This is a genomic window from Arthrobacter oryzae (assembly GCF_030812315.1).
Classification (GTDB): domain Bacteria; phylum Actinomycetota; class Actinomycetes; order Actinomycetales; family Micrococcaceae; genus Arthrobacter; species Arthrobacter oryzae_B.
Genome location: NZ_JAUSSM010000026.1, coordinates 1 through 22,959, shown reverse-complemented (window position 1 = coordinate 22,959; position 22,959 = coordinate 1). Strand labels below are relative to the sequence as shown.

The 22,959-nt window shown below is 65.6% G+C and carries 18 protein-coding genes, 1 tRNA gene and 1 riboswitch; of the genes, 9 read left to right on the top strand and 10 right to left on the bottom strand.

Annotated features, from left to right (window positions below; genetic code table 11):
• Window positions 1–167: 167 nt before the first annotated feature.
• The 4 genes from J2S97_RS23710 to J2S97_RS23695 all read right to left on the bottom strand — a co-directional run bounded on the left by J2S97_RS23710 (window position 168) and on the right by J2S97_RS23695 (window position 6,901).
• Entirely contained in the window at window positions 168–806 is a 639-nt protein-coding gene (locus J2S97_RS23710) for a TetR/AcrR family transcriptional regulator (RefSeq protein ID WP_307052381.1), read from the bottom strand.
• 1 nt (window position 807) lies between these two features.
• A complete protein-coding gene (locus J2S97_RS23705) occupies window positions 808–3,348 on the bottom strand; it encodes a PEP/pyruvate-binding domain-containing protein (protein ID WP_307052380.1) in 2,541 nt (846 codons plus the stop codon).
• Window positions 3,341–4,915, bottom strand: a complete 1,575-nt coding sequence (locus J2S97_RS23700; RefSeq protein WP_307052379.1) for an MFS transporter — start codon at window positions 4,913–4,915, stop codon at window positions 3,341–3,343. The genes J2S97_RS23705 and J2S97_RS23700 overlap by 8 nt, the downstream gene beginning before the upstream one ends.
• A gap of 159 nt (window positions 4,916–5,074) precedes the next feature.
• Window positions 5,075–6,901, bottom strand: coding sequence for a phosphoenolpyruvate carboxykinase (GTP) (locus J2S97_RS23695; protein ID WP_307052378.1), 1,827 nt, complete (start codon window positions 6,899–6,901; stop codon window positions 5,075–5,077).
• A 278-nt stretch (window positions 6,902–7,179) separates the two neighbouring features.
• Between J2S97_RS23695 and J2S97_RS23690 the strand changes: the two genes are divergently transcribed.
• Window positions 7,180–7,253 (top strand) — tRNA-Arg (locus J2S97_RS23690).
• A gap of 85 nt (window positions 7,254–7,338) precedes the next feature.
• Here the strand turns inward: J2S97_RS23690 and J2S97_RS23685 are convergent.
• Window positions 7,339–8,067, bottom strand: coding sequence for a FadR/GntR family transcriptional regulator (locus J2S97_RS23685; RefSeq protein ID WP_307052377.1), 729 nt, complete (start codon window positions 8,065–8,067; stop codon window positions 7,339–7,341).
• Between the two features lie 171 nt (window positions 8,068–8,238).
• Between J2S97_RS23685 and J2S97_RS23680 the strand changes: the two genes are divergently transcribed.
• The 4 genes from J2S97_RS23680 to J2S97_RS23665 all read left to right on the top strand — a co-directional run bounded on the left by J2S97_RS23680 (window position 8,239) and on the right by J2S97_RS23665 (window position 13,263).
• The gene (locus J2S97_RS23680) at window positions 8,239–9,714 is read left to right on the top strand and encodes a dihydrolipoyl dehydrogenase family protein (protein WP_307052376.1); all 1,476 of its coding nucleotides are present in this window, start codon (window positions 8,239–8,241) and stop codon (window positions 9,712–9,714) included.
• A gap of 182 nt (window positions 9,715–9,896) precedes the next feature.
• A complete protein-coding gene (locus J2S97_RS23675; protein WP_307052375.1) occupies window positions 9,897–10,616 on the top strand; it encodes an ABC transporter ATP-binding protein in 720 nt (239 codons plus the stop codon).
• On the top strand, window positions 10,613–12,649 hold the full coding sequence (locus J2S97_RS23670; protein WP_307052374.1) for a YhgE/Pip domain-containing protein: 2,037 nt from the start codon (window positions 10,613–10,615) through the stop codon (window positions 12,647–12,649). The genes J2S97_RS23675 and J2S97_RS23670 overlap by 4 nt, the downstream gene beginning before the upstream one ends.
• Entirely contained in the window at window positions 12,646–13,263 is a 618-nt protein-coding gene (locus tag J2S97_RS23665; protein WP_307052373.1) for a TetR/AcrR family transcriptional regulator, read from the top strand. The genes J2S97_RS23670 and J2S97_RS23665 overlap by 4 nt, the downstream gene beginning before the upstream one ends.
• Window positions 13,264–13,793: 530 nt before the next feature.
• Here J2S97_RS23665 and J2S97_RS23660 read toward each other — a convergent pair.
• From J2S97_RS23660 to J2S97_RS23640, 5 genes are all read right to left on the bottom strand, one after another.
• The gene (locus tag J2S97_RS23660; RefSeq protein WP_307052372.1) at window positions 13,794–14,906 is read right to left on the bottom strand and encodes an EamA family transporter; all 1,113 of its coding nucleotides are present in this window, start codon (window positions 14,904–14,906) and stop codon (window positions 13,794–13,796) included.
• 44 nt (window positions 14,907–14,950) lie between these two features.
• Window positions 14,951–15,706, bottom strand: coding sequence for a hypothetical protein (locus J2S97_RS23655; protein WP_307052371.1), 756 nt, complete (start codon window positions 15,704–15,706; stop codon window positions 14,951–14,953).
• A gap of 96 nt (window positions 15,707–15,802) precedes the next feature.
• Window positions 15,803–16,333, bottom strand: a complete 531-nt coding sequence (locus J2S97_RS23650) for a SixA phosphatase family protein (RefSeq protein ID WP_307052370.1) — start codon at window positions 16,331–16,333, stop codon at window positions 15,803–15,805.
• A gap of 56 nt (window positions 16,334–16,389) precedes the next feature.
• Window positions 16,390–16,593 (bottom strand): dodecin family protein, encoded by a 204-nt coding sequence (locus J2S97_RS23645; RefSeq protein ID WP_028271070.1) that lies wholly within the window; start codon window positions 16,591–16,593, stop codon window positions 16,390–16,392.
• A 348-nt stretch (window positions 16,594–16,941) separates the two neighbouring features.
• Window positions 16,942–17,814, bottom strand: coding sequence for a winged helix-turn-helix domain-containing protein (locus tag J2S97_RS23640; protein ID WP_307052369.1), 873 nt, complete (start codon window positions 17,812–17,814; stop codon window positions 16,942–16,944).
• An 815-nt stretch (window positions 17,815–18,629) separates the two neighbouring features.
• On the opposite strand from J2S97_RS23640, the gene J2S97_RS23635 reads away from it, so the two are divergent.
• From J2S97_RS23635 to J2S97_RS23620, 4 genes are all read left to right on the top strand, one after another.
• Window positions 18,630–19,370: a response regulator transcription factor gene (locus J2S97_RS23635; protein WP_307052368.1), complete on the top strand. Its 741-nt coding sequence runs from the start codon at window positions 18,630–18,632 to the stop codon at window positions 19,368–19,370.
• Window positions 19,371–19,373: 3 nt separating this feature from the next.
• A complete protein-coding gene (locus J2S97_RS23630; protein WP_307052367.1) occupies window positions 19,374–20,903 on the top strand; it encodes a sensor histidine kinase in 1,530 nt (509 codons plus the stop codon).
• Between the two features lie 202 nt (window positions 20,904–21,105).
• A riboswitch (cyclic di-AMP (ydaO/yuaA leader) is annotated at window positions 21,106–21,280 on the top strand.
• The gene (locus tag J2S97_RS23625; protein WP_307052366.1) at window positions 21,280–22,056 is read left to right on the top strand and encodes a hypothetical protein; all 777 of its coding nucleotides are present in this window, start codon (window positions 21,280–21,282) and stop codon (window positions 22,054–22,056) included. It overlaps the preceding riboswitch by 1 nt.
• Before the next feature lie 243 nt (window positions 22,057–22,299).
• Window positions 22,300–22,794: a hypothetical protein gene (locus tag J2S97_RS23620; protein WP_307052365.1), complete on the top strand. Its 495-nt coding sequence runs from the start codon at window positions 22,300–22,302 to the stop codon at window positions 22,792–22,794.
• Window positions 22,795–22,959 lie beyond the last annotated feature (165 nt).

Here is a 22,959-nt window from a genome sequence, read left to right as displayed (position 1 = left end):
GCTGCACAGCTACAATCACCACCGAGCCCACACCTCACTCAAAGGTCAGACACCAGCCAGCCGCGTCACCAACCTCCCAGGTCAATACAGCTAGCCCGCCCCTGCGGGGAAGCGCGAACGGACACTTAAGCCCCGGGGCTTAAGTGTCCGTTCGCGCTTTTGAGGGCTTAAGTGTCCGTTCGCGCAGAGTACGACGGCGGCGCCCCAGGCGGGCTGACCCCCAACAACGGCAGCATCACCTCATCCACCACCTCCACCATATAATCGTCCTCGATGGGTGCGGCCGAGAAGATGAATCTCTGCCGCAACAAGGCGGGGCCTGCCTCGATTTTGCAAGCCGTGGCCAGGGCGGGGTCGCATTCGCCCCGGGCCACGGCTTGCTCAATGATGACGTGCATGACCTTGACGACGTTGCCCCGCGTGTAGTCGTGGATTTCCGCGGCCACCGCCGGATTCTGAAGCGCCTCGCCCAGCAGCCCGCGCATGGCCTGCCCCACCACTCCTTGCAGTTGCTGCGCCACCTGCCGCAGGACCGCCAGGGCATCTCCGCGCAGGCTTCCCGTGTCCGGGGCGGACGCGGGGCTGGGCATCGCATCGTAGGCTGCCTCTAATACCAATGCCGCACGTCCGGGCCACCGCCTGTAAAGCGAGGCCTTACTGGCCCGGGCACGCTCGGCGACGCTGTCCATGGTCAAGGCGGAATACCCGGATTCGGCAATCTCCGCCCGGACCGCTTCGAAGATGGCGCTGTTCAGGGCAGCTCCGCGGCGGCGCGGCAGCTTGCGGTGGTCCTGGTGCTCCGGCATCTCAGGCCCCGTCCGCCGGCGGCGCCGACAGGACCACTCCGGCGGTTCCGTCCACTAGCACGCGCTGCCCGTCGGCCAGGGTGCTGGTACCCGAACCAGTGCCCATGACAGCCGGAATGCCGTACTCCCGCGCCACGATCGCCGCATGCGAGCCGAGCCCTCCGGTGTCCACCACGACGGCGGCGGCCCGCTGGAACAAGGGTGTCCAGGACGGGTTTGTATACGGGCAGACCAGGATCTCGCCACTCCGCAGCTGCCCGAACCCGGCCGGTCCGCGGATCACCCGCACGGGCCCGCTCGCCTGGCCGCGGCTGGCTGGCGTTCCGGTGACAAGGGCCCCTTTCACCCGGCGATGACGGCCGAAGAGCAAAGCCGGGTCCAGCAACGGGATCCCCTCCAACTCACGCCGCTTCGCCGCCCGCGCCAGCACCAGTGGACGGAAACGCTCCCGGACGGAAGCTGGCAGCGCACCGCCGTCGTCCGTGTCCGTAATGGACGCCAGCTCCTCGAAGCGCAGGTAGTAGACGTCGTGGGCCTCGTCGACCACGCCGGCAAGCACCAGGCGGCGGCCGAGCTCCCGGTACGCGCGGCGCATCGGCGGAATGACCTTTGTGGCGTAGAAGTGGCTGTCCTCGCGGAACGCCATGCCGCTCCGTGCAGACTCGACGGCGGCCAGCACGCTCCGGCGCAGCGGCTCGAACCGGAGCAAAGGGTGCCTCCTCAACTCGTCCAGCGCCATACCGGTCTGGTCGGCAGTCTGGAGCCGCTCTCCGAACATGGCTTTCACCAGCCCCAGCACCACTTCCGGCGCATCGGACCAGGTGGGCGCGCTGCTCAGGACAACGCTGATGGTTTCACGGTGGCCGTATTCGAGCAGGAATCCTTTGAAAGCCTCGTGGAAGGCAACGTGTTCGGGCTGCTTTTCCACCAACTCCAGCAGCCGGCCCGGGTCCGATTCAGCAAAGGCGCGCGCCAGCCCGGGATCATCGGCGGCAATCTCTGCAAGCAGTTCAAGAGCCCGGTTCGCCTGGCTGGTCCGGGTTTCCGCCCCGGCGATCAGCGCAGCCGCCAGTTTAGCCTTGCCCAGCAGCAAGAGCATCAGGCGCATTTTCAGCAATGGCACGAATACTCCCGGCAGGTAGGAGACGCGCAGATCCGTGATGCCCCGCATCGTTGCGAAGGATTCTTCCACGAGTGCAACGACGGCACGCCACCGTAACGGGCCGGGATCCTTCCGGTTCAGCTGTTCCACGTTCTCAAGGAACGCGGAAAACCGTGGATCCTGTGTCCACGTGGCCGGGTTGAACCTTCTGGCGCGGCACACCAATGACACAGGCGCGGCCAGCGTCCGGATGGTCGGGTGCGGAATGGGCGGCACGAGCCGCACCACCACGCCGTCCTCTTCCGGGAGCAGCTGCCCGACCGTTGGGAAGACCACCCCCACGCTTCCGGCCATTCGATGCAGCATGGCCAGGATTCCCCGGCTCATCCAGCCGGACACATCCAGCGGATAGGGCCGTTCCTGGAACATCTCCATGAAAAACGGCCCCAGCCGACGTTGGAAGGGATTGAGCGTCTGCGGCTGGGGTGGCAGCGCCGTCATGGGCCGCGACTGCAGCACATACAGGACTCCCCCGGACACCGCCCATTCAATGTCCTGCGGCCGCCCGAAGTGTTGCTGTGCACCCAGTCCCAGACGGGCCAGTTCCGTTAGTTGATCCGCGGCCAGCTCCGGCCCGGTACCCGGTACTCCGGGGTTTTCCTGTGTGCCGCCGCCCTCGGCCGCACTGATCACCACTTCCCGGCCACCGGGCGCAAAGCTGACTACCTTGCCCGCGGGGTCCAAGACATAGTGCTCCGGCGTCACCCGTCCTGTAACCACGGACTCCCCCAGCCCGGGGCTCGCGTCCACCACGATTTCACCACGCTCGCCCGTGACGGGATTTGCCGTGAACATGACGCCAGCCGTATCGGCTGGCACCATTCTCTGCACGACGACGGCGATGGCCAGCCCGCGCGGATCGATCCCCTGCCGCTGGCGGTAGGCAACTGCCCGGTCCGTCCACAGCGACGCCCAGCAGTCGGCGACCGCCTGGACCACGGCATCCTCGCCGAGTACGTTCAAGTACGTGTCCTGTTGGCCGGCAAACGCGGCCCCTGGCAAGTCCTCCGCCGTGGCACTGGAACGAACTGCCACGGCTCCGCCACCCAGCTCCGCATAGGCTGCGCCGATCTCTTGCCTTAAGTGTCCGGGTACTTCCGTTCCGGCGAACAGGGCTCGGATGGCGGCGCCGCGGCTTTCACCCTCGGCCGTGCCAACGTCCGGGCCGTCGCCGGAGTCAACGCGCAGCAGGCGTTCCAGCTCCGCACCCACCCTTGTCTCCGCCAGGAAGGACAGGTACGTGCCGGTGGTGATGATGAAGCCCGGCGGCACCGGAAATCCCTGGCGCACCAGCTCGCCCAGGGCAGCTCCCTTTCCACCGGCGGCGGCGATGTCTCCTGCACCGAAATCGGAAAGCGGGGCGGTGGTCTTCTCAGTCATCGGGGGCTCCTCGTGGTTTGCGGTCGGCAGGGTCTGCGGCGGCGGAGTGCGCGGCGTCTGCGGCGTCGGAGTGCGCCGTGGTCCGCAACTCCCGCTCGGGCAGGAAGAGCGTCAGGACGAATGCCGCGGCCAGCACCATGGCGGCATAGCCGAAAACCGGCGGAAGTGCATGGCCGAACGCCTCGGCCACTGCACTGCGGTCCGCAGCAGGCAGACGCTCAAGGGTCTTGGGCGTCAATGATTTGATGCTCTCCCCCAGTGCTCCTGCCAGCGGCGCGGGGACGGCGGCGGCGAATCGCACAGTGATCAGGGAACCCAGTACTGCCACACCGACAGAGGCGCCCACCTGGCGAAGAAAGGTCACGGTGGACGTGGCGGCGCCCAGGTCGCGCCGCTCCACGGAGTTCTGCACCACCAGCACCATCACTTGCATGACCAGCCCGATGCCCAGCCCGAGCAAAAGCATCGACCCCAGCACCAACCACGGGCTGCTCCTCGAATCCATGGTGCTGAACAGCCAGGTTCCGGGAACGGCCAACAACGTCCCGGCCACCGGGTACAGCTTGTAGCGTCCGGTGCGCGTGATCAGCGCGCCGGATGCCGCCGTCGTGAGCAAAAGTCCGGCCATCAGGACGATCAGCATTCCGCCGGAAGCGGTGGCCGACATGCCCATGCCCACCTGCAGGAACGCCGGAAGGTAGCTCAGCGTGGCGAACATGGCGAAGCCGATCAGGAAGCTGACTGCCGTGGGGATCGCGAATGCGGCGTCGCGGAACAGCGACAACGGGATGATCGGATCCGCCGTGCGGCGTGCGGCAAACAACCAACCGGCCAAAGCCGCAACAGCCACCGCCGCCAGGACAGGCGCCACCCAGCCCGGCCCCGGATAGCTGCCGCCGCTGCAGAGCAAGATCACCGAGACGATTGCCAGGCACAGCAAAGCAGCGCCGCCGTAGTCCACCCGTCGCCCGCGCGGAGTGTCCGGCAGCCGGAGCGTGAGGGTCACCACGGCAAGGGCGGCCAGGCCCAACGGCACGTAGAAATAGAAGATCCAGCGCCAGGAGAAGTGGTCCACCACCGCCCCGCCGGCAAGTGGACCGGCTACCGCGGCCACAATAAAGGCGGAGCCGATGATGCCTAGAAACCTGCCGCGGTCGCGCGGACTGACAAGTTCGCCGATGATCGCCTGTGCCCCGATCATGAGCCCTCCACCGCCGACGCCTTGAATCGCCCGGTAGGCGATGAGTTCCGGCACGGTCTGCGCCAAGGAGCACAACGCCGCGCCAATAATGAAGAAGATCAGGGAGCCTTGAAGGACGCGCTTGCGCCCAAAAGCATCGCCCAGCTTGCCGGTCAGGGGCATAGCGGCCGTGGCGGCCACAAGGTAGCCGGTAATGATGGCGGACATCTGGTCCAGACCACCCAGGTCTCCGGCAACGGTGGGCAGTGCAGAGGCCATGACCGTCTGGTCCAGGGCTCCCAGGAACATAACTAGCAGGATGCCAGGCAATGCCGCCCTGATGGCAGCCGGGATCCCTTTGGTGTGCTGCTGGGCGGCGTTGTCCATAGCCCGGTCCCTAAATTTAGAGAACAACTAGTTCTCTAAAAGCTACGCCTGCGGCATGCGCGGCACAATGGCCGGGTAACCGGCCGGGAAATGACGACGGCGGCTCCGCACCTTCCAGGGGGAAGGTGCGGAGCCGCCGTCGTACTTGGTACTGGAATGTCAGCCCAGGCGGGCCTTCAGGCCGTCCAGCTCGGACTGCAGCGCCTCGGGCAGCGAGCCGCCGAAGTTGGCGAACCACTCCTCGATGGAGGCGAGCTCGGTGGCCCACTCGGCCGGGTCGACGCGGACTGCTTCTTCAACCTGGGCGGGGGTCATGTCCAGGCCCTTGAGGTCGATTGCATCGCCGGTCGGAACGAACCCGATGGGCGTCTCCACGGCGTCAGCCTTGCCCTCGAGGCGTTCGATGGCCCACTTCAGGACACGGGCGTTGTCACCGAACCCGGGCCAGGCGAAGCCGCCCTCGGAATTGCGGCGGAACCAGTTGACCAGGAAGATCTTGGGCAGGCGCTCCGGGTTGGCCTTGGCGGACAGGTTGACCCAGTGGTTCAGGTAGTCGCCTGCGTCGTAGCCGATGAAGGGCAACATGGCCATCGGATCCCGGCGGACAACACCAACGGCGCCGGCTGCAGCGGCAGTGGTCTCGGACGACAGGGTGGAGCCCATGAAGATGCCGTTGGACCAGCTGCGCGCCTCGGTGACCAGCGGAATGGTGGTCTTGCGGCGGCCGCCGAACAGGATCGCGGAAAGCTCCACGCCGTCCGGGTTGTTGTACTCCTCGGCCAGCATGTCGATCTGGTCGATCGGCGTGCAGAAGCGGGAGTTCGGGTGGGCAGCGGGCTTGTCCGAGTCCGAAGTCCAGGAGTTGCCCTGCCAGTCGGTGAGGTGCGCAGGCACTTCCTCGGTCATGCCCTCCCACCACACACCGCCGTCGTCGGTCAGCGCGACGTTGGTGAAGATGCTGTTGCCCTTGGCGATGGCGCGCATCGCGTTGGGGTTGGTGCCCCAGCCGGTGCCGGGAGCCACGCCGAAGAGGCCGGCCTCAGGGTTGACGGCGCGGAGCTCGCCTTCCTTGCCGAAGCGCATCCAGGTGATGTCGTCACCCAGGGTCTCCACCTTCCAGCCCTCGATGGTGGGATCGAGCAGCGCAAGGTTGGTCTTGCCGCAGGCGGACGGGAACGCAGCCGAGACGTAGTACGTCTTCTGCTCCGGGGACGTCAGCTTCAGGATGAGCATGTGCTCAGCCAGCCAGCCTTCGTCGCGGGCCATCACGGAGGCGATGCGGAGGGCGTAGCACTTCTTGCCCAGCAGCGCGTTTCCGCCGTAGCCGGAGCCGTAGGACCAGATGGAGCGCTCCTCGGGGAAGTGCACGATCCACTTGTCCGGGTTGCACGGCCACGGCACATCCGCCTGGCCGGCTTCGAGCGGCGCACCCAGGGAGTGCAGGGCCGGCACGAAGAACGCGTTGGTCTCGGTGATGCGGTTGAGGACGTCAGTGCCGATGCGGGCCATGATGCGCATCGAAGCAACAACGTAGGCACTGTCGGTGATCTCGACGCCGAACTTGGGATCTTCGGCATCCAGGTGGCCCATGACGAACGGGATCACGTACATGGTGCGGCCGCGCATGGAGCCGGCGAACAGTCCGCGCAGCTTCTGCTTCATCTCGGCCGGGGCCATCCAGTTGTTGGTGAACCCGGCATCATGCTCCTTCTCGGAGCAGATGAAGGTCTGCTCTTCGACGCGGGCAACGTCCGCGGGATCAGAGAATGCAGCGAAAGAGTTGGGGAAGAGCTCCTGGTTCAGGCGCGTCAGCGTTCCTGCTGCGACGAGTTCGTCGGTGAGGCGCGTGTTTTCCTCTTCGGTACCGTCCACCCAGTGGATGCGGTCCGGCTGAGTAAGTTCTGCAACCTCTTCGACCCATGCCAGCAGGCCAGCATGTGTAGTGGGTGCTTTCTCAAGCAGCGGCAGTCGTGCGAGATCGCCCATTGCGGTTCCCTTCCTCGGGTTCAGTGGTGTGTCCTAAATGCTAGGGCTCTAGACCACTGGAATTTCCGGGCCAGAGATAGGATGTCCTCGGCGTCAAAAAGCAAAAACCGCGGAAAATCAAGGAACAAGACCCGAGAAATCACCTATTTTTGTGAGTAAGGTCACATAGACCGGTCTAGTCGCGTAGATTACACACGTTTCGATTTGGAACTCCGCAGCAACTCGCGTAAAGTAATTCGAGGTTCGGGGGTGAACGAAAAACTCCCGGAGCCGAGAATGCGCCCATAGCTCAGCTGGATAGAGCGTCTGTCTACGGAACAGAAGGTCAGGGGTTCGAATCCCTTTGGGCGCACAGATAGAAAGATCCGCACCGGTTCGCCGGTGCGGATCTTTTTTTGTTTCCGTATGTTTCGGCCGGCCGCGCGGGCGCGCCCGGCCTACTTCCCCATTGCCTCGGAGATGCGGTGGCGAATGCCGTCGAAGTGACGGTTGAGCCGTTCAGCAGCCAGGACCTTGTCCCCGTCCGCTACTGCCTCGTAGATCCCGCGGTGCATCGCCGCCGCCTCCCTCGGATCGTCGGCGCCGGCACCGACCTCAAGGTGGATTTGCCGGTACACCTTCCAGAAGACGGCGAGCAGGTTGATCAGCAGCTCGTTGTCGAGCGGCTCAAACAACCGCCGGTGGAACTCGGCGCCCGCTTCCACGAACGCCTCCCCCGCGGCAGCCAGCTCCTCCATCCGGACCACGGACTCCTCAACAGCTGCCAGCTGCCGGGCGGTCATGGCGTCCATGGCGCTGCCGATCAGGCCCGATTCGAGGGCCTGCCTGACGTCCACCAGTTCCATGGCCTCGTCGCCCTTGTGGCGCAGCGACAGCCTGCCACGGAAGGTCAATCCGTCCGCCAGCGCATCGAAGTTGCTGGGCGCCACAAACATGCCGAATCCGTGGCGGATTTCCACCACGCCAAGCGCCTGCAGCACTTTGAGCGATTCACGGAGCGTATTCCGTCCCACGCCCAGCGCCATAGCGAGCTCGTTTTCGGTGGGCAGGGGGTCCCCTGCCTCGAGTTCACGCTCCAGGATGAGGTCCATGATCTCCGCCTGAAGCGCGCGGAGACGCGCCTGTGCGCTGAACCGCGCCGGTGACGCGACACCTGATGTAGTCATGGTTCCCCTAACCGAAAGTCCTGAACCACCGTACGCAGTGGGTCACAGCAAACAATATTGGATGTCCCACCTACTGTTAAGCTCCCGTGCCTATTCCGGTCCCGATTCAGTTGCCCGTTCCCTTAGCTTCGTTCCGCCACAGCTCATGGATGCCGGGCGTAGTCTGTTGCCATGACGGCCACAATTGAACGCGAATTCGATGTCATCGTGATCGGCGCCGGCGCCGTAGGGGAAAATGTCGCGGACCGCGTGGTCCAAGGCGGCCTGACCGCGGTCCTCGTGGAGGCTGCGCTTGTGGGCGGCGAATGCTCCTATTGGGCCTGCATGCCCTCCAAGGCCCTGCTGCGCCCTGGCACCGCCCTCCATGGTGCACAAACGGTCCCCGGTGCCGGGGAAGCAGTCACGCGGACCCTGGACGCAGCCGCCGTCCTCAAGCGCCGGGACTACTTCACGTCCAACTGGCAGGACGACGGCCAGGTCAAATGGGTTGAGGACACCGGGATCGAACTGATCCGCGGCCGTGGCCGCATCACCGGCCCGCGGGCGGTCGAGGTGACAGGACTGGACGGCAAGAGCTACCTCCTCTCGGCGAGGCACGCCGTCGTGCTGTCCACCGGATCGGCCCCCACGGCCCCGCCGATAGCGGGCCTGGCGGAGCTGGACTACTGGACCACCCGCGAGGCCACCTCCGCGCAGACCGTTCCGGGCAGCCTGATCGTCCTCGGCGGCGGGGTGGCCGGCACCGAGCTGGCGCAGGCATTCGCCCGGCTTGGTTCGGCCGTGACGCTCGTGGCGCGCGGCGAACTGCTCAGCATGTACCCGCAGGACGCCGCAAAACTGGTGCTGGCCGGGCTCCGGGCGGACGGCGTGGATGTCCGCCTCAGTACGGGCACTAAGCGGGTCAGCAAGAACGACGACGGCTCCGTCACAGTTGATCTGGCCGACGGCCTCAGCGTCAGGGCTGAGAAGCTGCTGGTGGCCACCGGCCGCCATGCCGCCCTGGACGGTTTGGGCCTGGAAGCCGTGGGTCTTGGCGCCGCCGAGGGCAAAGTGCCGCCGCTGCGCACGGATACCACCGGGCTGGTAGAGGGCATGGACGCCGGCAACAGCGGTGCCGGCGAGAGCAACGACCAGTGGCTCTACGCGGTGGGAGACGCCGCCGGCAAAGTCATGCTGACGCACCAGGGCAAATATTCGGCACGCGCCACCGGCGACGCCATTGCCGCGCGGGCCAAAGGTGAGCTGACGGGAACGCCGGCGCCGTGGAGCCGCTTCGCGCAGACCGCCAACGACCACGCCATCCCCAACGTGGTGTTCACGGATCCCGAGCTCGCCAGTGTGGGCAGGTCAGTCGAGCAGGCGGAGAAGGACGGCTACAACGTCTCCTCGGTGGACCTTCCCATCAATGTGTCCGGCTCCTCGCTGCATTCCGAGCACTACGAGGGCTGGGCGCAGCTGGTGGTGGACGAGGACCGGAAAGTTCTGCTGGGGGCAACGTTCGCAGGCCCTGACGTGTCCGAGCTCCTCCATGCAGCCACCATCGCCGTGGTGGGCCAAGTGCCCTTGGACCGGCTGTGGCACGCGGTGCCGTCCTATCCCACCATCAGTGAGGTGTGGCTGCGGCTGCTCGAGGAGTACGGCCTCTGACACTGACTGCTGCCCTCCCGCCTACAACGGCGCGAACGGACACTTGAGGCCCGGGTCCGCGAGGATTTTGGGCATCAACTGTCCGTTCGCGCTGACTGCTTGGTCACATCCGGCATATTCTATTTGAACTGACTGGTCAGTTTAGTTAGCCTTGAAGCAGAAACCCCCTGCGAAAGGCTCCAATGCTCTCGGTTCGACAGCTACACGTGAAAGGCCGCCGGGACGACCTCCTCCCGCCGACTTCACTCCAGGCACGGCGCGGCGAGCTGGTCCTGGTTGCCGGCACCCGCCAGGACCAGAGAACCGCGCTGGCGCTCACCCTGAGCGGACGCATGAGACCGACGTCCGGCGAGCTCCTCTGGGACGGCGCGGCGAAGACCAAGCACGTTCGCGTGGCCAGCTCCCTGGTGGACGCCCCGGGGGTCAATGAACCCGAACAGCACCTGAGCGTGCGTGATCTCGTCACGGAAGACCTTGCGCTGATCCCGCGGCGCTACCGTGGTGCCCTGCTCAGCAAACCGTGGCTCAAGGTCAACCGTTTCGAGGACATCGCCGGCCTGTGGACGGAGCAACTGGCCCCGGCCAGGCGCATCGAGCTGCTCACTGCCCTCTCGCTCGCCAACCCTGACACCGACCTTCTGGTGGTGGACTCCCCCGACCGCCACAGTGCTGACCCGGCGGACTGGCTGCCGCGGCTTCAGGAGCTGGCGTACGACGGCGGCCGTCCCCTCGCCGTCGTCGCCACCGTCGCTGCCCTCCCGGACAACTGGACCGGACCCGCGGCGCTGATCGGAAATGCTGACCGCCGGACCGCTCCCGCTCCCGCCGAAGCGGCGACCCCGGAATCCCCGGCGGCCGCAAGTGCGGAAGCACCAACCCCCGAAACAGAGGACGCAAAGTGACTGTGCTGCGGCTGGCCCGCTCCGAACTCAAGCGCATGACCGGCGGGCTGCTGCCCAAGCTGACCATCATTGCCCTGACCATGGTGCCGCTGCTTTACGGGGCGGTGTACCTGTATGCCAACTGGGATCCATACAGCAACCTGGACCAGATCGATGCCGCACTGGTGGTGGAAGACACCGGCGCCACGTCCGGCGACGGAACGCAGCTGCTGGCCGGCCAGGACGTAGCGGACAGCCTCATCGACGGGCACGTGTTCAACTGGCAGGCCGTGGACTCCGCCGAACAGGCCGACCAAGGGGTCAGCAGCGGCAAGTACGCCTTCGCCCTCAAGATTCCCAAGGACTTCTCCGCGAACCTCGTCTCCCCCGGCAGCTTCGACGCCGCCAGCCAGGCCATGCTCAACGTGACCACCAACGACGCCAACAACTACCTCCTCAGCACCATCGTGGACAAGCTGACCACGGCCGTCCACTCGAGCGTGGCCAAGGAAGTAGGCGAGGAAACCGCCAACCAGCTGCTCACCGGCTTCGGCACCATCCACACGCAGATGGTCAAAGCAGCTGACGGCGCCGGCGAGCTTTCCGCCGGCGTGGGCAAGCTCCACGACGGCACCGTGACCCTGCACGACGGCACGGGCCAGCTCAGCAGCGGGGCAGGCGAGCTCTACAGCGGCCAGCTCAAGCTGCGCGACGGCGCCAACCAGCTGAACGCCGGCGCGGCGCAGCTCAGCGACGGACTCGGCCAGCTCGAGGGCAGAACGGCCTCCCTGCCGGCCGATTCGCAAAAGCTTGCCGACGGCGCCGCCCAGGTCGCCGCCGGAAACGCCACGCTGAACGTGAAGGTGCAGGACGTCGTCGGGCAATTGAACGCGGCGGACCAAGGCCTGCGGAACCGGGTTGTGGAGTCAAACACCAGGCTGATGGCGGCCGGGATCATCACCCAGGCTCAGGCGGACAGCATCCTGGCGGACTTTGATGCTACTGCTGCCTCCGGGCCTGTGGCGGAAGCCAAGGCGAAGATCCAGTCCGACGCCACGCAGCTCCAACAGCTCTCCGACGGGTCGGCTGCGGTGAGCGCCGGTGCCGCCAAGCTGGCCGCAGCCACGCCTGCCCTGACGGGTGCCATCGCCCAAGCGTCGGCAGGCGCCGACCAGCTCCACACCGGATCATCCGCCCTGGCGGCCGGCCAGCAGAGTGCCGTTGACGGCGCCGCGAAGCTCGCCGAGGGTGCCCGGACGCTCGACGGCGGCGCGGCGCAGCTTGAGGACGGCGCCGCCACGGCTGCCAGCGGAGCAGGCACCCTGGCCTCGGAGCTGGCCAAGGGCGCCGGTCAGGTTCCCAATCCCGACGATGCCCAGAAGGACAGCCTCGCCAAGGTCATGGCTGATCCCGTGGCCGTCAGCAACGTCTCCCAGGCGAAGGCAGGGTCCTATGGGGCCGGCCTCGCACCGTTCTTCCTTACCCTGGCTCTGTGGATCGGCATCTTCATGCTCATCCAGGCCATGCGGCCCGTCACGCAGCGGGCGCTGGCGTCCAACGCGCCGTCGTGGAAGATCGCTGTGGGTGGCTGGCTTCCCTTCCTGGCTGTCTCCGTTGTCCAGGCCAGCCTGCTCACCCTTGTGGTGGACCTGGCGCTGGGCCTCAACCCTGTTCACCCGGTGCTGATGTGGCTTTTCATGCTTGCGGCGGCCATGGCGTTCAGCGCCATCATCCAGGGCGTTGTGGCGTTGCTCGGTTCACCCGGAAAGCTGGTGGTCCTGATCCTGCTGGTGCTTCAGCTGGTGTCCTCGGGAGGCACCTTCCCCTGGCAAACCACGCCCCAGCCGCTGCACGTGGTGCATGAGGTGCTCCCGATGGGCTACGTGGTCACCGGAATGCGGCACCTGATCTACGGTGCGGACCTGTCCATGATCCTGCCCACCGTGGCGGGGCTGCTTGGCTACACTGTGCTTGGGGCCGGGCTGTCAACGCTGGCCGTCCACAAGCACAAGTTCTGGACCCTGAAATCCCTGAAACCGGAGATCGCCGTATGAGCATGCAGGAAGCCGGCGAAAAGAAACTCCGCCCCGCCCGCACCAATGCAACCAAGCAGAAGCTGTTCGAAGCCTCCATGGAACTAATCGGCGAACGGGGTGCGGCCGGCGTAACCGTGGACGAGATCGCCGCCGCAGCCGGCGTTTCCAAGGGAACCGTCTATTACAACTTCGGCAGCAAGTCCGACCTGATCGCCCAGCTACTGCGCCATGGCGTGGACATCCTCCTGGCCAGGCTGCTGAGCGTGAAGGACTCTTCCGGTGACCCGCTGGCCGCCATGGACGCGATGATCGGCCAGGCGATGGACTTCATGGCCGAGTACCCGTCCTTCGCCAGGCTCTGGGTCAGCGAGAATTGGCGGACCCCGAGCGAGTGGCAGGACACCTTTGCCGAGCTCCGCAGCCGCCTGCTGGAAGTGATCGGAGCCGCCATCGAGGGCGTGGCCGGACAGTACGACGTTGACGAATCCATCTCCCGGGGCAGCCTGGAGACCGCCATCTTCGGGGCGTGCTTTGTGGTGGGCCTGGACCGCCAGACGTATAATCCCGAGCGCACCCGCGAGCAGAGCGTCGCGGCCATCATGGCAATCATGCGTGGCTACGTCAGGAAGTAGCGCGCATCGGGGAAGATTAGTCACATGCGCCACATGGGTAACAGCGGAAAACTAGCTATCGTTGCGGCCTTCGCCGCCGCGGGCCTTCTGGTGCTCACCGCGACCACGCTCGAAGAGGCAGCGCTGTACGCATTCCTCGGAGCTGTAGCCGTGGGATACCTTGCCTCCGTCATCCAGGTGGTGGCCCGGGGACGCAATCTGGCACTGCTGGCGGGAGGCGTGGGTACCAGCCTGTTCATCGGGTTCGCCATTGCGTTCCTGCGCATGTGGGGGCTCGCCTTCACCGGGGAGCCGGATTCGCTGGGGACAGCCGTGACCACCCAGGACTCTGACATCTACTTCTACCTCGCTGCGGCTTCCGGGGCGGGTACGCTGCTGGTTCTGTTCACCGGTGCGGTGTGGCCGGCCGGTAAGCGGTTCCGGTCTGCCCGCAGTCAGCCTGCCCGCAACCAGTACGGCCGGCGCGCACCTGCCGGTGCCGCCAGGCGACCGGCGGTCCGGTCTGGCTCACGCGCGGCTGCAGGCACCGGCTACGGACGTGTTCCGGCATCAAGGTCGGGAGCCACCCGGGCGCCTGCGGCCAAGCGGCCTGCGTCGGCGTCGTCACCCGCCCCGGTGGTCCGCGCGTCCCGGCCGGCGCCCAAATCCGCAGCGCCCAAATCCGCAGCGCCCAAATCCGTGCCTAAGCCGGCGGCCAAACCATCGCCCAAGTCGCCCGCAAAAGCCACATCACGGCGCTGAGCATGCCATCTGCGCTGGCCCGGTGTCGCCCCGTGCCGGCCCGGCTTGAGTACGGCAATGGCCACTCCGCCCAGCAGCAGGAGCCCGCCAGCCATCTCCGCAAGGGAGGGGACCTCGCCCAGGACCAGCCACGCCGTTGTCATTCCCACCACAGGGACAAGCAGTGTAAAGGGCACCACTGCTGACGACGGGTAAAGGCCGAGGAGCCAGTTCCAGATTCCGTAGCCCACCATTGACCCGAGGACCGCGGTGTAAATGGCGCTCAGGATGGTGACCAGCTGCAGGCCGGCGAGGGTGCCTCCCACAGCGGCCGGCCCGTCGATCAACAGTGACAACCCGATCAGCGGCAGCGGCACCACGGCGCCCGACCACACAACGAGGCCCAGTCCGGAGGAGGCCTTGGCCTGCCGGGCGACGATGTTGCCGGCCGCCCAGGACAGCGCGGCCGCCAGGACGATGATCAGGGGAAGGACCGGCGCCACCATGCTGCGGCCGACTGCCACGACGGCAAGTCCCGCCACACCGAGCACGACCCCTGCGAACTGTCGTCCGCTGGGACGTTCCCCCAAAATTCCGGCAGCCAGCAGCACTGTCAGCAGCACCTGGGCCTGCAGGACCAGCGAGGCCAGCCCGGCGGGCATGCCCAGCGCCATGGCCAGGTAGAGGAGACCGAACTGTCCGGCACTCATGAACAGGCCGACGCCAAGGATGGCCCGCCAGCTGACGTCGGGACGTCGGATGAAGAAGATCCACGGAAAGACCACCAGCACGAAGCGCATGGCCACAAATAGCAGCGGCGGCACTTCCGTGCCGTTGGCGTGCAGGCCAAGGTCGATCGCAACGAAGTTCACGCCCCACAGGACGGCCACGAGGACCGCAAGGGCGGAATGGCGAAGGTTCACTCTCCGGGCTGCCGCTTCAGTATTTCGGCGTCACAGGACGCCGGTCAAAGGTTCCGCGGGCGTTCTCCGGTGGACCCGCCAGCTTCGCCGTCAGGCTGGTCGCCGCCCGGGACAGCTCCGGGCCGCCGCGGTGTGCCGGATCCCGCGGCATCCCGTTCAGTCGTGGTGGGTTCGTTCGTGGCGGGCACGCCCGTGCGGGGCTCGGCTGTGCGGGGTTCGCCTGTGCGGGGTTCGCCTGTGCGGGGCTCGGTGGCGGGCACGCCCGTGCGGGGCACGGCTGTGCGGGGTTCGGTGGCGGGCACGCCCGTGCGGGGCTCGCCTGTGCGGGGTTCAGCAGTGGCTGGTCCATCAGCCCCCGGAACAGTGTCCCCGCGTCCGCGGGTGCCCGCTTCTGCACGTGTCTGCGGCTGGGCGGGGGCCTCACCGTGCCGGTCGGTGTCGTGCGTGTTGGCGGCTTGCCGGTCGGCGGTGACTACGTCCGGATCCAGTTCATCAGCTTCGCGGAGCTGTTCCTGCGATGCGGCCCGCACGCGTTCCGCTTCCTGCTGCTTTTCACGGGCATCCCGGCGCAGGCGTTCGGCCTCCACCTCGGCCTGCTTGGCGTCGGCCTCAGCACGCGCGGCCTTGGCCTCGCGTTCCCGCGCTCCGAGCTCATCGGCCGTCGCTTTTTCGCGCATTTCGGCCGCCCGGTTCCTGTCCGCCTCCACCTTGCGCCTGCGGTTGAAGAACAGTAACGCCGCAATGATCGCAACCACCACCACAACGCCGATGATGATGCCCACAAGCTGTCCTGAGTCCATGATGATCTCCTTCTAACCTGGGCTGCCGATGAATATCTCCAGTAAACATCACAAACCCACTGCTGACCATGAACCGCGGCGGCTATTTGCGGGGGCTTACTTGTGCGCCCGGGGCACCTTGAAGTGCGTCAGCCTGGCGTCCTGGCCGTCCAGCTCAGCCCAGGTCTTTTCAGTTTCCAGCACGGTCAAACCGCTGGTGGGAAACCGGGTGGCAGCGTCCATGTAGGCATCATGGTTGGAGTCGCGCGAAGCGAGGTGCATGGCAAGATCCTGCACGCCGGGCATGTGGGAGATCACCATCAGTGTGGTCACGGTGTCCGGCACATGATTAATGACCGTGAGCATCCGTAGTGCCGACGCGCCGTAGAGGCCGTCTTCAAGTTTCGGCGTCGGGGCCTTGTCCCCCAGTTCCGCGCAAACCCAAGTGCACGTCTGCCGCGTTCGCAGCGCACTGGAGCACAGGATGAAATCGGGAACGACTCCGTGCTTGCGCAGCCACTTGCCCGCAAGCGGCGCCTCCCTGTGTCCGCGCTCTTCCAGCGGCCGCTCATGGTCGGGCACTCCTCCGGGCCAATCGGCCTTGGAGTGCCGCATGAGGACCAGCCGCCTGATGTGATGCTCGCTCATGCACCAATCCTAGTGCGGCGGCCTTGACCCTCAGGTCACGGCCGCCCCGCACAGGGTTAGTCGTCCAGGACGAAGGTCACTTCGAGCACGACGTGCCAGGCGACGACGGCGCCGTCCGCGATTTCGACTTTCTGTTCCTTAACCCACGCACCCGTGACGCCCCGCAGTGTCTTGTTGGCCCGTTCGATGCCCTCTTTGATGGCAGCATCAAACGAGGTCTTCGAGTTCGCGCTCAGGGTTGTAATGCGTGCAACTGACATGGCTCCTCCTGATAATCGGATGGACGATCAGAGCCTACGCCGCAGCCCACCACGCCAACAGGGCCATAGGACCGCAACTACCATGCACCAACGCCCCACAAGCCGCGGAGGCAAATACACCGAGAGCCCCCACGCGAAGAGCCGGCCAGCTGGGTGCGGGCGTCGCAGCGTGCGACCAAGACGCCGCGCAAGTGCGACATTTTGCGTAGTGCCGCATCGCCGACTGAGGAACGAAGGAGGTGTCTAAGGCACGGCAAAATGCCGCTTGTAGCGCGGCCTCAGAAGGCCCGCGAAAGCGAAAGCGCCCGTCCCCAACGAGGGGAACGGACGCTTTGCGCGGGGTTAAGGCTAGATGGAGTATTCCGGAGCGGCCCAGACAACGACCTCCGGGTGCTCGTAGAACCGGTAGCCCTGGCCGCGGACCGTGCGCACTGTATTAGCGAGGCGGCCCAGCTTGGAGCGGAGGCGGCGGATGTGGACGTCGATGGTGCGCTCATTGGGAACCTCTTCGGCGTTGCGCCACAGGCCCTCGAGCAGCTCGTCGCGGCCCACGGTGCGGGTGCCGTTTTCGACGAGGTAGTTGAGGAGTTCGAACTCCTTGAAGGTGAGGTTCAGAGATTCGCCGTCGAGGTGGACTTCGCGCCGGGCCAGGTCGATGAGGACGCCGGACGGCCGGGGATCCTGCGGCTGGGGCAGCCGGGCGGCTTCCGTCCGCTGGCGGGAGTTGACGGTGGGGTCACCAAAGGTGGACCGTACGACGTCGAGCGCGGAACCCGGGGCGCTGGCGGGGGCAACCGCCACCGCAGCATAGCTCTCCGCACCGGACACGAGGGACTGCGCGTAGGCGCGGATTTCCTGGGCAAGCTTTGCAATGGAGGTACCGGCTGCTGCAGCGGTTTCCTCATCAATGCCCATGTAGAGGACAAATCCACGGGCAACGTTTTCGTTTGCGACGGGGCGGATGGAGCTGCCGTTGGCCGGTGCAATCACGGGGGTGGGCGCCGTCTGCGGGGCGGACTCGGCAGCGGGAACAGCACGAAGCTGGCCGTACGAGTTCGGGTTGTAGCCCTGCGGCGCATAGCCGGGGGCCGGGAAGCTGTTGCCGGGGGCCGCCGGGGCGAACGCCGGACGGGCACCGAATCCCTGGCGGAGGCCGGAAGGCTGGCCGCCCTTGTTGGCGTTTCGGACGGAGATGTGGACGTATCCAGATGCAACTGACATGGAATGCTTACCTCAATGTGAATGGCCGTCATCGCGGCTCGAATGCTGGCTTTCCCCGCAATGAGATCTGGGGAGGGGCGCCCTACGCTGGGCTTTGGGCGAATGCCTAAAAACTTCTCGGGGGTGGGAAAGTTAGGCGTGCATTCGACAACAGCGCATGTCTTCGCCAGCAGGTGGGCTGGTCCAGGATTCTGCGGCTGCAGGTGCTGTTGAGTTCTTGTTCACAATTGAAGTGTGCAACGTAACAATGACAACTTGCAAGTAACAATGGGCGAGATCGTCCGCATCGTGAGACAGAATCCCGCATTGTGGCCTAAATCACGATTCTGAAATGCCAATAAAATAACAGGTGTTTTACAGAACGATCGATCAGATTTTGCCAGATGCCGAATATTATTCTCCATATCGACGGTATTCGTGACAAAAATTCAGCCAGTATGGAATTGCTGAAATACGAGGTCCGCTTATTGCGGATGTCCAGCCCCCGCCCGGGCTTCACGAAAAAAGTTGCCGATGGACCCCTCGTGGAAACGCTCCGGCTCGATTGGACTGCCCGGTGAGGGTAGGGGCAATGAGCTGAACGGACTCCGCCGGGAATCCGCTGGATTCCTTCGCAGCAACGATTCTTACCATGGCTGCGGAGACTGTGTCGGCGATTGTCAGTTGGCTGGGTGATGTCCCGCCGGCCTGTTGGCGCCTTTGTTGCTGATTGCTCACTGCGACGTCTGAAGCGTTCAGCTCGCTAGGCTGGGATTCACAGCTGGCCCACAGGATCCCCATAGCGCCGGCTAAACCGCAGATCGGACAGTTGTCGCATGGCCACTTCGCACTCCATGACTAACAACCTTCCCCAGCTCACCCACCCGGACGGCTCCCCCATCCGCGCCCTGGTTGTTGACGACGAACCCAGCCTCTCCGAACTCATGAGCATGGGCCTGCGGATGGCAGGCTGGTCCGTCGCCGTCGCCGGCGACGGCCCCGAAGCCGTGAAACTCGCCAAGGAGTTCCGCCCGGATGTCCTGGTGCTGGACGTGATGCTCCCGGGATTCGACGGCGTTGAGCTGCTCACCAGGATCCGCGCCTTCGCGCCGGAGGTTCCCGCGCTGTTCCTGACGGCGAAAGACGCCGTCCAGGACCGCATCCTGGGTCTGGCCGCCGGCGGCGATGATTACGTCACCAAGCCGTTCAGCATGGAAGAAGTGCTCCTTCGCCTGCACCGGCTGGTCCAGCGCTCCGGAGTTGCCGCCATGGACACCGCAGAGCTGGTGGTGGGCGACCTCGTCCTCAACATCGACACCCGCGAGGTGACCCGGGCCGGTGAGGAACTGCAGCTGACGGCCACTCAGTTCGAACTCCTGCGCTACCTCATGGAGAACCCCAAACGGGTGGTCAGCAAGGCACAGATCCTGGACCGCGTCTGGAACTACGACTTCGGCGGCCAGGCCAATATCGTGGAGCTCTACATTTCCTACCTGCGCAAGAAGGTGGATGCGACGCACCCGCCCATGATCCACACGGTCCGCGGCGCGGGCTATGTCATCAAACCGGCGGATTGAGCGGTGCCCACGCTTTCCGGTGTAGGCCGCAAGGAAGGCCGGCACTGGCTCGACCCCTCAACCTGGCACCTGCGCACCCGGCTGGTCCTTGTGGCCATGGCCTTGCTGGTGGCCATCTGCGGGGCGATTGGGCTGTTCAGCTACGCGTCCATGGATTCGTTCCTGACCAAGCAGCTCGACGACCGCCTGAGCCAGGCCTCTCGGATTTCCAACAACGCCGGCCGGCCTCCGAGCGGCAACCCGTCCGGCAGGCAGGATCCGCTGGACGGCCCGGGCCAAGGCGTCGGCACACTCTTTGCCCGAATCAACGGTGAGAACGTCAACTCCGGCTTCCTCGCCAAGGACGCCACCAGGGCATCGCTGTCCCCCGAGGACGACCAGGTCCTGTTGGCCCTCCGACGCGACGGAACGCCGGTTGACCGGACCCTGTCCACCGGTTCCTACCGTCTGGTGGCAGTGGAGGCGCCGTATGGGGACGTGATCGTTACCGGACTCCCCCTCGATGAAAAGCAGAACACCCTCAGCTCACTGGTGTGGACAATGGTGATCGTGTCGATGGGAGGACTGGCCCTGATCGGCCTTGCCGGAACGGTGCTGATCCGCCGCACCATGAAACCCCTCGAACAGCTGTCCGAAGTGGCAACGCAGGTTTCGCAACTGCCGCTCGACGCCGGCGAGGTTGCCCTCGCGGTGCGCGTGCCGCCGTCGAACGCGCACCCGGGAACTGAAGTGGGCAGCGTAGGCCACGCCCTCAACCTCATGCTGGACAATGTCTCCAGGGCGCTGGAGGCCAGGCAGCAGAGTGAGACCAAAGTACGCCAGTTCGTGGCCGACGCCTCGCACGAGCTGCGCACGCCGCTCACCGCCATCCGCGGCTACACGGAACTCATGCGGATGACCGAGGACTTCACGCCGGACGGCAAGAAATCCCTGGCCAGGGTGCAAAGCCAGTCCGAACGGATGACCACCCTGGTGGAGGATCTGCTGCTGCTGGCCAGGCTGGATGAAGGCCAGCCCCTCAAAATCAGCGATGTGGACCTGACACAGCTGGTGGTGGAAACCGTCAGCGACGAGAAGGTCATGGCACCGGACCGCGTCTGGCAGCTCGAATTGCCGGACGAACCCGTGGTGGTCCGCGGGGACGCCACGCAGCTGCACCAGGTGCTGGCCAACCTGCTCTCCAACGCCCGCAAGCATACGGACCCCGGAACCACCGTTGTCACCGGTGTGATGCGCTCCGCTGACGGCAGCGCCGTGGTGACCGTGACGGACAACGGGGCCGGGATCCCGCCCGAATTTGTGGACCGGGTCTTTGCCCGCTTTGCCCGGGCAGACGCCGCCCGGACGAGCCCGGCAGGTTCCGCATCGGGTTGGGGCGCAGCGGGAGCGGCCGCCGCCGAGGGCACCAGCGGGCTGGGCCTTTCGATTGTGCAGTCGATCGTTGAAGCGCACGGCGGAACCGTCGAAGTCACCTCCCGTCCGGGACGCACGGAGTTCGCGCTGCACCTCCCCTGCGAGCCGCCGGCAGCCTAGCCCTCAGCGCACGGGAATCACGGCCGGCCGTCGCCCATTTGGGCCGGCCGGTCTTTTTCGTAATCGAATGGATTCTCTGGCCTCGCGGGCGCAAGCCAACGCGCCGTCGTCGTGATCCTCGTTACCGAAATGTGACTTACGGTTCGATCTCCTGTACGGTTTTTAGAGTGCGGCCACCGTTCCGGCCGCATATCCGGATGGACGCCAAACTCTGCCGCTACCCGGATTTCCTCATGATTAGGCAGAGGCGGGGGACCCAGGTCTCCGGGCATTCTGCATCGCCGCCCTCGGGGTGAAGCCGACACGTGAAGTTCCGTGCGGCCGGATGACCTCATCCGAACCCGACAGCTAACTCCGCCGGCATCGAGAGGCAACCATGACTAAATCCACGCCAGAAGTACGTCCAGAGCGCCCTTCAACTAATACAACGGCGCCCGCAGAACGCTCCCGCCACCGCGCCGAATCAGCAAAGGCGGTATCCCCGCTGTCGCGGTTTGCAGCCAGTCTGCAGGGCTCAGGCCGCCGCGCCGCAGTAGTAGCCACGGCCTGCGCCGTGCTGATCGGTGTCGGCGCCGCGGGCCAGGCATCCGAGCCCACCGCACCGGCAACCTCGGCTACAGGCGCCGAAAGCGCCGCAGCCACCGCCGACACCGAGTCGAAGCTCGCGTTCGAAAAGATCCTGGTTTCGGCCATGCCTGCTCCGGCTTCTGTCAGCGTGTCTGCGCAGTCGTCCGAGGAGCAGCCCGCCGAGGAGAAGGCACCGGAAGCACCGGCACCCGCCGCCGCCCCTGCTCCTGCGGCCGCTCCGGAACCGGCTCCGGCTCCCGCTCCGCCGGTTGCCGTGGACGACCCCGCGGCCGCGCAGGCCTATGCAGCCTCGCAGCTCGGTAACTACGGCTGGGCCGCCGACCAGATGCAGTGCCTGGTCACGCTGTGGACGAAGGAATCCGACTGGAAGACCACCGCCACGAATCCAAGCAGCGGCGCGTACGGCGTAGTCCAGTCCCTGCCAGCCGAAAAAATGGCAAGTGCCGGGGCTGACTACCGGACCAACTTCCGCACGCAGATCAACTGGGGCCTGAACTACGTCAAGGAACGGTACGGCTCCCCCTGTGACGCCCTGAACTTCCACTACGCCAACAACTGGTACTAAGCCGGCCCATCTCCGCCGGAATTGGTCCGCATCCGCCGAAGGCCCCGAATCCACGTGATTCGGGGCCTTCGGCCGTGTTGCGGGCGTATCGCTCTCCTTGGTTCCGGGTGTCGTTGAGCTCCCTTTCCGGAATCACAAGGTTTTCACAAGGTTGCGGGGTGACTCTTGGTCGCCGCCGCTTTCAATCGTCTTCCAAGCGGCAGCCGGCCCCAGGGCCGTCATCAAGATCTAGGGAGAACAACAATGAAAAAATGGTTAGTTCCAACGGCCGTCCTGGCCTCTATCTTCGCGGCCGCCGCTCCGGCCGCCGCCGCCCCTTCGGGCCCGCCGATCTCGCTAGAGGGCGTCGAAATTGAACGGCAGTGCGGCGATCTCGACGCCGGCGGCTTCATTGTGAAAGGGGTTCTGTCCGGCGGCTTCAAGGACATTACGCTTCCGAACGGGACACTGCTTTCCCCTTCCCCCGCGCTCAAAGTGACTCTGACAGCGAACGGAAAAACAGTTAAGTACGTCATCACGGGCGTCACGCGCGTCACAACTGTTGGCGATCTGACACACGTTGTTGCGACCGGCAGGAACCTCATCACCAGGCCAGATGAGGACCCTGGGGATCCAGTCGTGGGTGGCCTTTACGTCACCTCAGGGAATGTCAGCTTCACCAACGACCAGGACGGAGAGCTGATTCCGTTCTCTGGACCGGGCAGGGTCGTCGACGTCTGCGAAGTCCTAGCCCCCTAACGAACCAAACCGCGGCGGCGGTGGGGGCCCCCCCCCCCGGGGGGGGCAGGGCCGCCCCGGGGGAACCAGTCGCGGGGGGGACGGTTACAAACAAACAGGACCAAACTGTGGCAAAAAAAAAAAATAAAAACCCACCCAAAATAAAAAAAAAAAAAAACAAAAAAA